Source organism: Phycicoccus ginsengisoli, from assembly GCF_054779295.1.
Map to the genome: position 1 here is coordinate 160,358 of NZ_BAAGYN010000008.1, position 13,584 is coordinate 173,941.

Here is a 13,584-nt window from a genome sequence, read left to right on the forward strand (position 1 = left end):
CGCCCACACACAACGAAGCCCCTCGCGCAGGAGGGGCTGGCCGCGTCGACGTCCTGTCGGGTCGTCGTCGCGGCTAGGTAAGGAGCAGGGACCGTGCCACGAGGACAGGTTAGCGCAGGCCGCTTCGCAGGTTGAGCCCGCAGCCCCCGTGCCCCCTGCGCCGGGGGCGTGCCGACGGGGGGTCGGCGCAGCCGGAGGAGCGAGTGTCGGGGATGCCGGTTACGTTGGTCGGGAAGTCCACAGCCGGTCGAGCCACCTGCCTGCTGCCCGTTGGTCGGGTGCAGCCGCGCCCGACCCCTCCCGAAGGTCAGCTGTGAGCATCCTCGTCGCGTCCATCCCGTCCGGCCACGTCTACGTCCGGCACCTGGCGTCCCCAGGGCCGGCACCCGCCGACGTGGTCCGCCTCCCCGATCCGCCGTCCGGCGCCTCCCCCGACTCGCCCTGGTGGCCGCCACGGATGCTCACGAGCGCGTGGGTGCACGGCCACGCGGCCGAGTTCGACCTCATGCACGTCCACTTCGGGTTCGACGCCCTGTCGCCCGCGGACCTCGAGGCGCTCACGCTCGCCCTCCGCCAGCACGACAAGCCGCTCGTGCTGACCGTGCACGACCTGCGCAACCCGCACCACCCCACCGCCGAGACCCACGACGCCCAGCTCGACGTGCTCGTCGCGGCCGCCGACGCCCTCCTCACGCTGACCCCCGGCGCCGCCGCCGTCCTGGAGCAGCGCTGGGGACGGACCGCGACCGTCGTCCCCCATCCGCACGTCGTCCCGGAGGAGTGGCTCGGGCGGCCGCGTCCCGTGCGGGACCGGTTCGTCGTCGGGCTGCACGCCAAGAGCCTGCGCGCCAACATGGAGCCGCTCGCCCTGGTCGACGGCATGGTCGGCGCTCTCGGGGACCTGCCCGGAGCCGTGCTGCACATCGACGCGCACACCGACGTCATGACCGAGGGCTTCGCGCGGCACGACCCCGTGCTCGCGGCCCACCTCACCGCCCTCGCGGAGGACGGCCGGGTCGACCTGCGGGTGCACGACTACTTCTCCGACGACGAGCTCTGGGCGTACCTGCAGGGCCTGGACGTGTCCGTCCTGCCGTACCGCTTCGGCACCCACTCCGGCTGGCTCGAGGCCTGCCACGACCTCGGCACGTGGGTGGCCGCCCCCGACTGCGGCTTCTACGCCCAGCAGCGGCCCTGCCTGACGTATGCCGCGGACGGAGCCGAGCGCGTGCCGTCCCTCGTGGCGGCCCTGCGCGACGCGCACCGTGGCTGGTTGGCCGGACGAGCGGCCCCCCGGGCGACCACGGAGGAGCGCCGGGCCGAGCGGGAGCAGGTCGCCGCGGTGCACCACGACGTGTACGAGGGCGTCCTGGGCCGGAGGCGCGCGTGCACGTCGTGATCCTCGCCGCCGCCCGCCATCCCCTTCGGCAGCCCTTCGCCGGAGGACTGGAGTCGCTGACCTGGGCGCTCGTGCGCGGACTGCGTGACCGGGGGGTCGACGTCACCGTGTTCGCCGGACCCGGCAGCGACCCGGAGCTCGACGCCCGCGAGCTCATGGTGGCGCCGCTGCGGCTCAGCGACGCGGCGCGGGCCGACGTGGGCATGCCGCCGGAGCCGTGGCTGCGCGAGCACCACGCCTACCTGCAGGTCATGCTCGAGCTGCGAGCGCGGCGCGACGTCGACGTCATCCACAACAACAGCCTGCACTTCGTCCCCATCTCCTTGGCGCAGGCCTGCATCGCGCCGATGCTGACGACGCTGCACACGCCGCCCACCCCGTGGCTCGAGCCCGCGATCTCCCTCATGGACCAGTCCCGGGCCCGGTTCGTCGCCGTCAGCGCTCACACCGCGGAGCAGTGGCGGCACGTCACCACCGCCGACGTCGTGCACAACGGCGTCGACACCTCCACGTGGACTCCCGGCCCGGGTGGGACCGACCTCGTGTGGTTCGGCCGCCTGGTCCCTGAGAAGGCACCGCACGAGGCCATCGCCATCGCGGCGGCGAGCGGGCGGCGGCTGCGACTAGCCGGTCCCGTCGGCGACCCCGGCTACGTCCGCGACGTCGTCGAGCCGTTGCTGGGGGCTGGGGCCGAGTACGTCGGGCACCTCGGCGTGCGCGCGCTGCGCGACCTCGTGGGAGCGAGTGCGGCGACGCTGGTGACGCCCGCCTGGGACGAGCCGTACGGTCTGGTCGCGGCCGAGTCGCTGGCGTGCGGCACGCCCGTGGTCGGCTACCGCCGCGGCGGCCTGGGCGAGTTCGTCGTCCCCGGCACCGGCGTCCTCGTGGCCCCGGGCGACGTCGACGCGGCGGCTGCCGCGCTGCCGGGCGCGGTCATCCTCGACCGCGCGGGCTGCCGCGACCATGCGGTCCGGCACTGCTCGCTCGACACCATGGTCGATGCCTACGTGGAGCGGTACGAGGACATGACGCAGGTCGGGCAGGCCGCATGATCGGGTACTACGCCCACCACCAAGGGGCCGGCCACGTGACTCGCATGCAGGCCGTCGCGGCGGCGCTGGACGAACCCGTCTGGGGGCTCAGCTCGGCCCCGCGCCCGGAGGGCTGGAGCTCGGGCTGGACCGAGCTGGCCCGGGACGACGACGCCCCCGGGGATCCCCTCGACCACGACGCCGACGTCACGGCACAGGGCGCCCTCCACTGGGTCCCCCGCGGTCACGCCGGGCTGGCGCGCCGGGCGCAGCAGGTCGTGTCCTGGGCCGCCCGGCACCGGCCGCGCCTGCTTGTGGTCGACGTGTCGGTCGAGGTCGCTCTGCTGGCCCGGCTGGCCGGCGTCCCCACGGTGGTCGTGGCCCTGCCCGGGCGCCGTGACGACCGGGCGCACCGGCTCGCGTACGACACGGCCGAAGCCCTGCTCGCCCCGTGGCCGGCCGGGACGCACGAGCGGGCCTGGCCGCCGGAGTGGGTCGCCAAGAACCGGTGCGTCGGCGGCATCTCCAGGTTCGACTCCCTGAGCCGGCAGGGCGCAGCCGCAGTGCCGGCCGACGGCAACCCGACAGCCCCGTGGGCCGGACCCCCCGCGCCGAGCGACGCCCGGGACAAGGCCCCCGGCGGGACGTCGTCCGGACCGTCCGTGCTCCTCCTCTGGGGCGCGGGCGGCCGGGGCACGACGGCCGCACAGGTGGCTGCCGCCCGCGCGGCAACCCCTGGGTGGACCTGGGTCGAACGCTCCCCCGGCGCGCGCGCGTCGACGGACCTGTGGGACGAGCTGCGGCGCGCCGACGTCGTGGTGACCCACGCCGGCCAGAACGCGGTCGCGGAGGTCGCCGCAGCGCGGCGTCCCGCCGTCGTGGTCGCCCAGCCGCGCCCCCACGACGAGCAGGTGGCGACGGCCGAGTGCGTCCAGGAGCTCGGCCTGGCCGTCGGCCGGACGAGCTGGCCGCCGCCGCACGAGTGGCCGGGGCTGCTGGATCAGGCCGTGGCGACGGGCGGCGAGGGCTGGGCCCGCTGGAGCACCGGGGACGGGGCAGCCCGGGCCGCAGCCCTCCTGTCGGAGGTGGGGCTCCCCGCCCGGGTGCCCGCGTGAACGGCCACCCGGAGCCCCTCCCGAGCGGCCGTCCCGGTGAGCGCACGAGCGGCGACGCCGGCGGTCGGGTCAGCCACCCCCGCACGGCCGTCATCACCCTCGCCCACGGCCGGCACGAGCACCTCCGGGGCCAGGGCTGGGGGCTCGGCCGCCAGTCGGTACGACCCGACACCTACGTGGTCGTCGCCATGGGTGACGCCGGGGTCGAGGCGGTCGCACGCGAGCTCCACCCGGCGGCTGCGGTGGTCCCGGTGCCGCTCACGGGTAGCGGAGAGCTGCCCCTGTCCACGGCCCGCAACGCGGGAGCGGAGGCCGCACTGGACCTCGGGGCCGAGGTCCTCGTGTTCCTCGACGTCGACTGCATCCCCGGCCAGGACACCGTGGGCCGCTACGCACAGGTGCTTCGTGACGCCGGGACGGGTCCCGTGGTCGCGTGCGGTGAGGTCGCCTACCTGCCCCCGGTCGGTCACCCCACGGCATACCGGGTGCCCTCGCTCGCTGCGACCGCGAGGCCGCACCCGGCCCGTCCCGCGCCCACCCCGGGGACGACGCAGGTCGCCGACGACGTCCGGCTGTTCTGGTCGCTGTCGTTCGCGGTCACCGCGTCGGGCTGGCGGGGGCTGGGGGGCTTCGACGAGGACTACGTCGGCTACGGCGGCGAGGACACCGACTTCGGGCAGCGGATCCGCGCGGCGGGCGGCACCATGCTCTGGGTCGGGGGCGCCACGGCCTTCCACCAGCACCACGAGCAGGAGAGCCCACCGCTGCGCCACCGGCGCTCGATCGTGAGGAACGCCAACGTGTTCCACGACCGGTGGGGCTGGTTCCCGATGGAGGGGTGGCTGGCCGAGCTGTACCGGCGCGGCTTGGCCCGGCTCGACCCAGATGCCGGCCGGTGGGTCGTCACCGGCTGAGGCGCCGTGACGTCGCCGGCCGCCCCCGTGGCGGGCGCCTGCGTCAATCGGACGATGCGAGGTCGAGACGGAGGTCGTACGTTCGGCCCATGGCGCAGACGCAGGACATGGCGGCGACGCTCGAGCGTGTCGGTCCGGTCGCGGGCGACGCAGGGGGGCTGGTGCTCTTCGCCTGGTGGATGTTCAGCGCGGTGCACGCCCCCGTCCCGGGCGTCGTGCTGGCGCTGACCGGGCTGGTGGCGGCCGTGTTGGTCGGTGCCGCGCTGGTCGGGTACCAGCTGCGGCAGGCCGACTCGCGGTCCGCCTGGCTGGGCTGGGCGGGGCTCGCGGTGCTGGTCCTCGGCTTCGCGGGGAACCCGACATGGGTCCCCGCGGGTCTGGCGCTGTTCGGCATCTCGGTGCTGCGCGGCAGCGTCTTCCCGCGGCTGCCGGGGGTGCTCATGGCCGTCGGTGGCTGGCTCGTGCTGGTCACCGTGGGCCTGGCACCCACGGTCCCCAGCGGCGCCTCGCCCGCGGTGATCGCGTGGCGGGGCGCGATGTCGGTCGGCCTCGTGCTAGTGGCCGGTGCGCTCGCCGACCTCGACGCGCTCACCGACTCCGAGAGCCCGCGCCGCCCGGCAGGGCGCTGACGCCCGCCGGGTGGACCGCCCGGTCGACGCCCGGCCGGGCGCACCCTCAGGGCTGACGGCCGCCGGGGGACCAGCTGCGGACCGGCGCCACTCAGTGCTGGTGGTACTGGTGCACCACCGCGTGGCCCCGCCCGCGGGCCAGCAGCCAGCGGTTGACCGGCACGGTCAGGGTGAACGCGATGGCGAGCGACAGGACGAGCGAGAGCCAGAACAGCGCGCTGCTCAGCCCGGCGTCCATCGCCCCTGGGATGACGAGCATGAGCGCGTTGTCGACAACCTCCATGGTGGCGATCGAGACGGTGTCGGACGCCAGCGCGACCGGCAGGGCCGCGGCCAGGGTGAGGCCGGCGCGCAGGATGGGCCGCATGGCCAGCGAGTAGCCGAAGACGAAGGCGAGGGCGATCGACAGGACGACGGTGCCCAGGTTGTGGAACCCGAGGGCGGTGCCGATGACCATGCCGAGGACCTCGCCGATGGCGCAGCCGAGGAGGCAGTGGAGCGTGGCGCTCACGGCCTGCCGCCAGAGCGAGCCGGCCGGTCCCGAGGTGTGGGGGCCGTCGCCGTGCTGGACGTGGTGGTGGTCTCCCGTGGTTGTCATGGTGACCTCAACCATACCCCCACAGGGTATATTCCGCAGTGCGGCGCCATTGTCGCCCAGCATCACCGCGCCGCCCGGCCGCGTTTGGCCCCCGTCCCCAGCGGGTAGGGGCCGGTCCACGGACCTGCGAGGTCCGCACGCCGTCGACCCCGAGGAGCTCCGTGAGCCACGAGCCGCCCCTGCCCACCGTCCTGCAGGACCTGGCCCACGTGCACTCGGACGGCCAGCCCCGCACCGCCGAGCAGGTGGCCGACGCGCTGGAGACCATGGTGCTGCACCCCGAGTACCCCTGTCTCGGCGCCCGCTCGGTGTTCAACCGAAGTCGGGCGCGGGTCGTCGTGCTGGAGCAGCTGGGCACGCGGGACGCGGCGGTGGCGCTCAGGGACGAGCTCGACCGGTTCGCCGACGCCACCGACCTCGACGAGGGGTTCGCCTCGCTCCTGGCGGTCTTCGCCCGGACCGACGTCCGCGACGAGTCGCACTTCGAGCAGCTGCTGTGGCGCCAGCTCGAGCTGCTCCACCACGTCGACGACCAGCCCTGGGACCCGCAGGTCTCCGCGGACCCCACCGACCCCCACTTCGCCTTCAGCGTGGGCGGTACGGCGTACTTTGTCGTGGGCCTGCACCCGCTGTCGTCCCGGATCGCCCGCCGCGCACCCCTGCCGACCCTGGTCTTCAACCTGCACGAGCAGTTCGAGCAGCTGCGGGCCTCGGACCGGTTCGAGCGGATGCGGGACACCATCCGGACGCGGGACGTCGCCCTCCAGGGCTCGCTCAACCCGATGGTCGCCGACCACGGCCGCGGCTCCGAGGCGGCCCAGTACTCCGGCCGGGCCGTCCCCGCCGACTGGGAGCCCCCCGCACTGGGAGAAGGGGCGACGGCATGAGCACCGGACCCGGCACCGCCCAGGGCCACGCGAGGACGAGCGCCGACGGGCCGGCCCCGGGCTTCACCCGGCTGTCGCCGCAGACGGGCACGGGCTTCCTGCTCGAGGCCGGAGAGCTGCTCACCGTCGTCGACCCGACCGGGGAGCAGGTCAGCGACCTGTTCTGCTTCAGCGCCGAGGACCACGACGAGTGGTTCTCCACCGGCCGCACCATCGACTACGCCAACTCCGTCGCCGTCACCACCGGGTCAGTGCTGTACTCCAACCGCAGCCGCCCCATGCTCACCGTCGTCGAAGACACCTGCGGGCACCACGACATCCTGCTGACGCCCTGCAGCCAGCAGACCTTCGACCTGCTCTACCCCGAGTTCCAGGGCGCCTACCACCCCAGCTGCCTGGAGAACCTCTCGACCGGGCTCGCGCCCTTCGGGGTCATGGCCGACCAGGTCTCGACGACGCTCAACATCTTCATGAACGTGTGGTCCGAAGGGTCCGGCGAGCTGCACATCGACCCCCCCACGTCGGTCGCGGGCGACCGGTTCGTCGTGCGCGCGGAGCTGGACCTGCACGTGGGGCTGACGGCCTGCTCGGCCGAGAAGTCGAACGCGGGCACGTGCAAGCCGATCGACTACCGCATCGGCTCCTGACCGCCTCCTGACGGCCTCGGCTCCGCACCGTGGCCGCGGATGGCCCCGGCTTCTGAGCACCCCCTGCTCCCGACCCGGCCCGAAACCCGGTGGGCGGCGTCGGGCCCCGCGCCTAGGGTCGGGGCCATGAGCCGAGCCGTCTCCACCCCCGAGGACCTGCGGGTCGTCGTCGACACGATCATGGCCGGGTTCGCCCGGGTGCCCGACGACGCCTGGGAGCGGCCGGCGCACCGGCTGGAGTGGGACTGCCGGGACACCGCTGCGCACCTGATGGACGACTTCGCCTTCTACGCCATGAACCTCGCCAGCCGCGAGGTCCACGTCGACAGCTACGTCCCGTTCCTCGAGCCGCCGCCCTGGCGCGAGGGCAGCCCGCCGATGTTCTGCTGGCCCGACCCGGACGGCGGCACGGCGGCGATCGTGCGCGGCGTCGACGCGACCGGTGGGCTGCTCGTGGCGGTGACCGCGACCGCTCCCCCGGGCCACCTCGGCTTCCACCCCTCCGGGAACCCGGACGCCTCGGGCTTCGCGGCGATCGGCATCGTCGAGGGGGCGCTGCACGCCTGGGACGTCCTCACCGCGCAGGACATCCCCTTCGAGGTCGACGCCGGGATCGCCGAGCGCGTGCTCCACCGCGTCTTCCCGGACGTCGTCCCCGGCGCCGACCCCTGGCAGGACCTGCTCGCGGCGACGGGCCGCACCGAGGAGACCCGCGGCAGGCCGTGGCGGTGGGACTCCTCCGTCCGCGACGACCACGACGCCTGACCGGACCGACCCCGGCCGGGCTCGACCGCCTCGGCGCGCAGGCTCACAGCGGAGCCCTCCCTCAGCGGAGCGCTCCCTCAGCGGGGCGGCTCGGCCCGCGGCCGCTCGACGACGGTGAGCAGCCGGCTCCGCTCGTCGGGGGTGAGCCCGACCTGCAGGTCGTGCAGCAGCGACTCGAGCTCGCCGGGCTCGAGCCGGTGCTGCTGGGTGGGCTCCCCCGGTCGACGCACGGTGACGTGCTCGTGCGTGACGGTCGTGTGCCGGCCCGGCTGGTGGCGGGTCAGCATCAGGCCGTGCCGGAAGTGCGAGGCCGGGTACGTGCTCGTGTAGTGGTGCCCCGACCGCACGTCGACCTGCTGCACGGGCAGCTCGTCGGTCGTGTGCATCAGCTCCCACGCCCCCTCACGCCACCGCTGCAGCTCCCAGGTGGGCCCGCTCACCGAGCCGTCGACGCGGCGTACCCGGTAGCCCCAGCCGCCGTGGTCCTCGCGCGCTCCGTCCTCGAGCGGGACGGGGCGCAGGAGGCTGAGCCCGAACCCGGGGTCGGCGAGCCAACGCCGCCCGTCGAGGCGGACCGACAGCACGCAGTGGGTGCGTGCGGACGCGGTCACGTCGCCGACCCGGCCCAGCCTGCGCTCGACGTCGTAGCCCAGCTCCTGCAGCACCCGCCACAGGAGGGTCGAGTGCTCGAAGCAGTACCCGCCACGCCCGCGCCCGACGAACTTGGCCTCGACGACGTCCGGCTCGACCCCCGGGTGCTGCTCGAGGAGCACGTCGATGTTGTCGAACGTGAACGTGCGGACGTGGGCCTCGTACAGGTCGCCGAGTGCCTCGATGCCCGGCTTCCGCCGTGGTTGGCCCACCCGGGCCAGGTATGCCGTGACGTCCACCTCAGCCCTCCCCGCCGGGCAGTCCGAGGGCCACGTCGAACACCCGCGCCATCCCGGCATACCCCATGTCGTTGGGGTGGAACCTGTCGGCGGCCAACCGCCCACGCCAGGTGCGCGGGCCGTGCGCCCGGATGTCGGCGACCACGAGCTCGCCGCGGGCGGCCCGCTCGCGCAGGACCGTGCCGACCCGGCGCGCCTCGGACTGGGGGTTGGGGAGGTTGGCCACCACCGCGCCGGGGGGCAACCGGTCGAGCATCGCCTCGAACCGCCCGGCGAGGCCGGCCCGGCTGCGCGGTGACAGCACGTCGTTCGACCCGATGACGACGGTCACCAGGTCGGGCACCTCACCGCCGCCGACCAGCCGCTCGAGCGCGGGCAGCTGGTGGGTGACGAGGTCCTGCACCCGCGCGCCGGTCACCGAGAGGTTGACGAGCCGGTGCGCGCGACCTGCCGCTGCGAGGTGGTCGCGCAGCTGGCCGACGTAGCCGCGGTCCGGCGCGCTGGCCCCGATCCCCTGGGTCATCGAGTCGCCGAGGGCGACCCAGAGCGGACCGTCCTGCTCGAGGGCGGCGGCGTTGGACGCGCGCCAGAACGCGGCATAGGGCGCCGTCTGGGACCGCACCTCGCGCACCCCCGGGAGGGCCCACGACAGCGCCGTGAGCACCGGACCTGCCGGCCGCGCGCTGAGGTTCTCGTAGTCGAAGACCGCACTCACCGGCCCATCGTCACACGCTTCGGCCGCTCCCCGCTGACCGCTCCACGGGCCGGCGGGTGCGCCCGTCCACGATCTCCACGACCGGGTCCGCCGCCGCGAGGTGCTCCACGTCGTGGGTCACCATGACGGTGGTCAGGGACCGCTCGACGGTGAGCCGGCGCAGCAGCGCCACCACGGCCTCGCCGCGCTCGCTGTCCAGCGCGCTGGTCGGCTCGTCGACCAGGAGCAGCGACGGCCGGTTCATCAGGCCGCGGGCGATCGTCACCCGCTGCCGCTGCCCACCGGAGAGCTGGTGCGGGCGCTTGCCGGCCTGGGCGCCCAGCCCGACCGCGTCGAGCAGCTCCCGGGCCTGCTCGCGGGCGGTGTCGAGGTCGGCACCGCCCAGGTGGGCGACGACGAGCAGCTGGTCGAGGGCGGTCAGCGAGGCGAGCAGGTTCGAGCTCTGGAAGACGATGCCGATCTGCTCCCGGCGCACCGCCGCCGTCTCGGCGCGGCCCAGGGTGGCCAGGTCGCGACCCTCGAGCAGGACGCGACCGGAGTCGGGGGTGATGAGCGTCGCCGCCACGGCCAGCAGGCTCGACTTGCCGGAGCCCGACGGCCCCACCACGGCGGTCAGGGTGCCCGGGTCCGCGGTCAGGCTGACGTGGTCGAGCGCGGTGAGTCGCTGCTCGCCGTCGGGGTAGGTCAGGGTGACGTCGTCCAGGTGCAGGGTCATCGGGCACTTCCCAGGGCGGTGAGCGGGTCGACCGTGGTGACGGTCCGGAGCGAGACGGCCGCACCGGCGAGGCCGAGCAGGACCATGGCCAAGGCGGGCAGGAGGAGGGTGGGCAGGGTGAGCACGAACGGCACCCCCGACCCGGCGACGGCGGTGACGCCGGCGCCGAGCGCACCGGCGAGCGCGGTGCCGAGGGTGGTGCCGACCACGAGCAGGACCAGGGCCTGTCCCAGCGCGTCCCGGAGCAGGTAGCGCGTGGAGGCGCCGAGCGCCTTGAGGATCGCGATCTCGCTGCTGCGCTGGACGGTCCAGACGGTGAAGAACGCGCCGATGACCAGGGCCGAGATGGCGAAGAGCAGGGCCCGCATCAGCTGCAGCGAGCCGTTCTCGGAGGCGTACGAGCCGATCGAGGCGAGGGACTGCTCGGGGGTGAGGGTGACCGTGTGGTGGCGTGCGTCCGCGGCGGCGAGGTCAACGCCGTCGCTGTCGAGGGCCAGGAACGTCGCCGTACCGGCCTCGCGGCCCGACACCGCAGCGTCGGCCGTGGCGACCCACACGACGGGGGCGTGCGAGAACTCCGCGTCGCCGGCGACGCGGGCGACGGTGAGGGACCGTCCTGCCACCTCGACCCGGTCACCCGCGGCGGCGTCGAGGGAGTCGGCCGCCTTGACGGACAGCACTGCCCGTCCTGCCGCCACCCCCGGCGCCAGCGGCGACGAGGGCGGGACGGCGAAGACGGCGACGCCGCTGGTGCGCCCGCCCGCCGCCGCGCGGCTCAGGGCGACGGTGACCGGGTCAGCGCGACGCACCCCGGGTTCGCGGGACCAGGCCGCCTGGGCGGACGCGGGCAGCGAGGAGTCGGTGAAGGCCAGCTTCTGCCCGTCGGCGGGTGCCGCGAGGACGAGGTGGTCGACGGGGAGCTCGGTGATGGCCGAGGTGTTGCCCCGGCCGAGTCCTGCGGTCAGGCCCGACAGCAGGACGACGAGCATGGTGATGAGGGTGACGACCGCGCCCATGAGGGCGAACCGGCCCTTGGCGAAACGCAGGTCCCTGGTGGCGACGAACACGCCGGCGCCGTCCTTTCCGGTGGAGGTGGACCGAGTCGTCCCGTCCCACCGCAGTGGGTCGGTCCGCGACCGGTCGCGCCGCGGCTGCGGCGCACCATCCACGGTGCCGTGGCGCGGCTCCAGCGACATCGACCCGCAGCACAGACCCTCGGCGTCGGAGGTCGCACGGACCGTTCCGACTTTCGATTGATGCCGTCGCACCGGCATGGCCGTACCGTGGCACGGACATGACTGCGCGCCCCGGCCGGCCGGCCTCCCCGACCGTCTCCGCCACTGCCGACGGTTCCGGGTGGGCGCCCGCGCCCGTCCCCGCGACGGCGCGGTGGGGCCTGCACCTGCTCGTGGCGGTGCTCCTGGTGCTGGCGGCCGTGCGCGCCGCCGCGAACCGGCCGACCGGCTGGCCATGGGTCGTCGCCTGGGTGGCGGTCGTGGGGGTCGTGTATGCCGTGGGGCCGCACTCCACGAGGGTGTCGACGTCCCGGCGTGGGGCCGCCGCGTGGCTCACGGTGCTGCTCGGCACGTGGGTGGTCCTGCTGGCGTTGACCCCCGACGCCATCTACCTGGCGTTCGCGTGGTTCCTCCTGCTGCTGCACCTGCTGCCGAGGACGGCCGGCCTGGTCGCCGTGGCCGCCACCACCGTGGCGGCCGTCGCGGGATTCGCCTGGCACCAGGGCAGGCTCGACGCCGCCATGGTCATCGGGCCGGTGCTGGGGGCCGCCGTCGCGACCGCCACCGTCCTCGGGTACCAGGCGCTGCAGGCCGAGTCCGAACGCCGCCGCGTGCTCATCGTCGAGCTGGCCCGCACCCGGGACGAGCTGGCGGCGGCCCAGCGCAGGGCCGGCGTCCTGGACGAACGGGAGCGGCTGGCCCGCGAGATCCACGACACCCTGGCGCAGGGCCTCACCAGCATCCAGCTGCTGCTTCGTGCGACGACGCGCTCGCTCGACCCGGAGCGGGGGGTCGACGTCGGCAGGGCCGCGACCCTGACCGAGCAGGCGCGGGAGACGGCGCAGGAGAACCTCGCGGAGGCGCGACGGTTCGTCCGCGACCTGGCGCCCGGCGACCTGGAGGCGTCGAGCCTGGCCGGGGCGCTGCGCCGGCTGTGCGAGACGACGAGCAGCCGCGGCTCCCTCCCCGTCGCGTTCCACGAGGTCGGTGCGGCCGAGCCGCTGCCGACCCCGGTCGAGGTCGCGCTGCTGCGCATCGCCCAGTCGGCGCTCGGCAACACGATCCAGCACTCGCACGCCGGCCGAGCCGATGTCACCCTGACCACCATGGACTCCGAGGTCACCCTCGACGTCGTCGACGACGGCGTCGGGTTCGTCGCCGGGCGAGCGGAGGCGGACGACCTCCAGTCCGCGGTCCCCGACTCCCCGGACCGCCGCGCCCCGAACGGCCGGGCCGAGGCCCCCGGGGGCGGCTTCGGGCTGCGCTCCATGCGTTCGCGGGCGGCCGAGCTCGGCGGCCTCCTGACGGTGGAGTCCCGGCCCGGGCACGGCACCGCGGTCTCCGTGCGCTTCCCCCGCTCCTCGGGGCCGGTCTCGTGAGCACCATCCGCCTGCTGCTCGCCGACGACCACCCCGTGGTGCGGGCAGGACTGCGCGCCGTCCTGGAGTCCGAGGCCGACATCGAGGTGGTCGACGCCGTCGCGACGGGCGAGGCGGCCGTCGAGCGAGCGCGCGACGGCGACCTGGACGTCGTCCTCATGGACCTGCAGTTCGGCACCGGCGCGGGCGGGATCGCGGCCACCGGCCGGATCGGCGCCCTGCCCGGGGGACCGCGGGTGGTCGTCCTCACGACGTACGACACCGAGGCGGACATCATCGCGGCGGTCGAGGCGGGAGCCTGCGGCTACCTGCTCAAGGACGCCCCGCCGGAGGAGCTCGTCGCCGCCGTGCGCGCCGCGGCGGCGGGTCGGTCGGCCCTCGCCCCCGCGGTCACCGGGCGCCTGCTGGAGCGCATGCGTACCCCTGCCACCTCACTCAGCCCGCGCGAGAGCGAGGTGCTCACGCTCGTGGCCGACGGGCTGTCGAACGAGCAGATCGCCCAGCGGCTGTTCCTCTCCCAGGCCACCGTGAAGTCCCACCTCGTGCACATCTTCACCAAGCTCGACGTGGACTCGCGCACGGCAGCGGTCGCCACCGCGGTCGGGCGTGGCCTCATCCGACGCACCGGACCGGCGACGCCGTAGCGCGGCCGGTCTCGGCTCCTG

General features: G+C 74.9%; 15 protein-coding genes. 10 read left to right on the forward strand and 5 right to left on the reverse strand.

The window, feature by feature from the left end; genetic code table 11:
* Positions 1–313 precede the first annotated feature (313 nt).
* From ACYVDO_RS14580 to ACYVDO_RS14600, 5 genes are all read left to right on the forward strand, one after another.
* Complete coding sequence (locus ACYVDO_RS14580) at positions 314–1,399, forward strand: glycosyltransferase (RefSeq protein WP_460937139.1); 1,086 nt, start codon at positions 314–316, stop codon at positions 1,397–1,399.
* On the forward strand, positions 1,387–2,451 hold the full coding sequence (locus ACYVDO_RS14585) for a glycosyltransferase (RefSeq protein ID WP_460937141.1): 1,065 nt from the start codon (positions 1,387–1,389) through the stop codon (positions 2,449–2,451). The genes ACYVDO_RS14580 and ACYVDO_RS14585 overlap by 13 nt, the downstream gene beginning before the upstream one ends.
* Before the next feature lie 44 nt (positions 2,452–2,495).
* Entirely contained in the window at positions 2,496–3,545 is a 1,050-nt protein-coding gene (locus ACYVDO_RS14590; protein WP_460937233.1) for a glycosyltransferase, read from the forward strand.
* Positions 3,542–4,459 (forward strand): glycosyltransferase family 2 protein, encoded by a 918-nt coding sequence (locus tag ACYVDO_RS14595; protein ID WP_460937143.1) that lies wholly within the window; start codon positions 3,542–3,544, stop codon positions 4,457–4,459. The genes ACYVDO_RS14590 and ACYVDO_RS14595 overlap by 4 nt, the downstream gene beginning before the upstream one ends.
* Before the next feature lie 89 nt (positions 4,460–4,548).
* On the forward strand, positions 4,549–5,088 hold the full coding sequence (locus ACYVDO_RS14600) for a hypothetical protein (protein ID WP_460937145.1): 540 nt from the start codon (positions 4,549–4,551) through the stop codon (positions 5,086–5,088).
* Positions 5,089–5,179: 91 nt separating this feature from the next.
* Here the strand turns inward: ACYVDO_RS14600 and ACYVDO_RS14605 are convergent, their stop codons facing one another.
* A complete protein-coding gene (locus tag ACYVDO_RS14605; protein WP_460937147.1) occupies positions 5,180–5,701 on the reverse strand; it encodes a DUF4396 domain-containing protein in 522 nt (173 codons plus the stop codon).
* Positions 5,702–5,847: 146 nt separating this feature from the next.
* On the opposite strand from ACYVDO_RS14605, the gene gntA reads away from it, so the two are divergent.
* The 3 genes from gntA to ACYVDO_RS14620 all read left to right on the forward strand — a co-directional run bounded on the left by gntA (position 5,848) and on the right by ACYVDO_RS14620 (position 7,985).
* A complete protein-coding gene (gntA, locus tag ACYVDO_RS14610; protein WP_460937149.1) occupies positions 5,848–6,573 on the forward strand; it encodes a guanitoxin biosynthesis heme-dependent pre-guanitoxin N-hydroxylase GntA in 726 nt (241 codons plus the stop codon).
* A complete protein-coding gene (locus ACYVDO_RS14615; protein ID WP_460937151.1) occupies positions 6,570–7,220 on the forward strand; it encodes a DUF1989 domain-containing protein in 651 nt (216 codons plus the stop codon). Before gntA ends, ACYVDO_RS14615 begins: the two co-directional genes overlap by 4 nt.
* 126 nt (positions 7,221–7,346) lie before the next feature.
* Positions 7,347–7,985 carry a hypothetical protein gene (locus ACYVDO_RS14620; RefSeq protein ID WP_460937153.1) on the forward strand — a complete coding sequence of 213 codons (639 nt, stop codon included), beginning with the start codon at positions 7,347–7,349 and terminating at the stop codon, positions 7,983–7,985.
* Between the two features lie 77 nt (positions 7,986–8,062).
* Here the strand turns inward: ACYVDO_RS14620 and ACYVDO_RS14625 are convergent, their stop codons facing one another.
* The 4 genes from ACYVDO_RS14625 to ACYVDO_RS14640 are packed head-to-tail and all read right to left on the reverse strand — an operon-like array spanning position 8,063 to position 11,372.
* The gene (locus ACYVDO_RS14625; protein ID WP_460937155.1) at positions 8,063–8,875 is read right to left on the reverse strand and encodes an arylamine N-acetyltransferase family protein; all 813 of its coding nucleotides are present in this window, start codon (positions 8,873–8,875) and stop codon (positions 8,063–8,065) included.
* 1 nt (position 8,876) lies between these two features.
* Complete coding sequence (locus ACYVDO_RS14630) at positions 8,877–9,590, reverse strand: SGNH/GDSL hydrolase family protein (protein ID WP_460937157.1); 714 nt, start codon at positions 9,588–9,590, stop codon at positions 8,877–8,879.
* A 10-nt stretch (positions 9,591–9,600) separates the two neighbouring features.
* A complete protein-coding gene (locus ACYVDO_RS14635; protein WP_460937159.1) occupies positions 9,601–10,305 on the reverse strand; it encodes an ABC transporter ATP-binding protein in 705 nt (234 codons plus the stop codon).
* Positions 10,302–11,372, reverse strand: coding sequence for an ABC transporter permease (locus ACYVDO_RS14640; RefSeq protein ID WP_460937161.1), 1,071 nt, complete (start codon positions 11,370–11,372; stop codon positions 10,302–10,304). Before ACYVDO_RS14640 ends, ACYVDO_RS14635 begins: the two co-directional genes overlap by 4 nt.
* Before the next feature lie 227 nt (positions 11,373–11,599).
* Between ACYVDO_RS14640 and ACYVDO_RS14645 the strand changes: the two genes are divergently transcribed.
* Both ACYVDO_RS14645 and ACYVDO_RS14650 read left to right on the forward strand, forming a co-directional pair.
* Positions 11,600–12,919 carry a sensor histidine kinase gene (locus ACYVDO_RS14645; RefSeq protein WP_460937163.1) on the forward strand — a complete coding sequence of 440 codons (1,320 nt, stop codon included), beginning with the start codon at positions 11,600–11,602 and terminating at the stop codon, positions 12,917–12,919.
* A complete protein-coding gene (locus tag ACYVDO_RS14650; protein WP_460937165.1) occupies positions 12,916–13,563 on the forward strand; it encodes a response regulator transcription factor in 648 nt (215 codons plus the stop codon). The genes ACYVDO_RS14645 and ACYVDO_RS14650 overlap by 4 nt, the downstream gene beginning before the upstream one ends.
* Positions 13,564–13,584 lie beyond the last annotated feature (21 nt).

Excerpts from the sequence above, each read along its gene's own strand:
- ACYVDO_RS14590 (WP_460937233.1), top strand. The coding sequence starts at position 2,496 with ATGCAGGCCGTCGCGGCGGCGCTGGACGAACCCGTCTGGGGGCTCAGC.
- ACYVDO_RS14600 (WP_460937145.1), top strand. The coding sequence starts at position 4,549 with ATGGCGCAGACGCAGGACATGGCGGCGACGCTCGAGCGTGTCGGTCCG.
- ACYVDO_RS14605 (WP_460937147.1), bottom strand. The coding sequence starts at position 5,701 with ATGGTTGAGGTCACCATGACAACCACGGGAGACCACCACCACGTCCAG.
- ACYVDO_RS14615 (WP_460937151.1), top strand. The coding sequence starts at position 6,570 with ATGAGCACCGGACCCGGCACCGCCCAGGGCCACGCGAGGACGAGCGCC.
- ACYVDO_RS14620 (WP_460937153.1), top strand. The coding sequence starts at position 7,347 with ATGAGCCGAGCCGTCTCCACCCCCGAGGACCTGCGGGTCGTCGTCGAC.
- ACYVDO_RS14635 (WP_460937159.1), bottom strand. The coding sequence starts at position 10,305 with ATGACCCTGCACCTGGACGACGTCACCCTGACCTACCCCGACGGCGAG.
- ACYVDO_RS14645 (WP_460937163.1), top strand. The coding sequence starts at position 11,600 with ATGACTGCGCGCCCCGGCCGGCCGGCCTCCCCGACCGTCTCCGCCACT.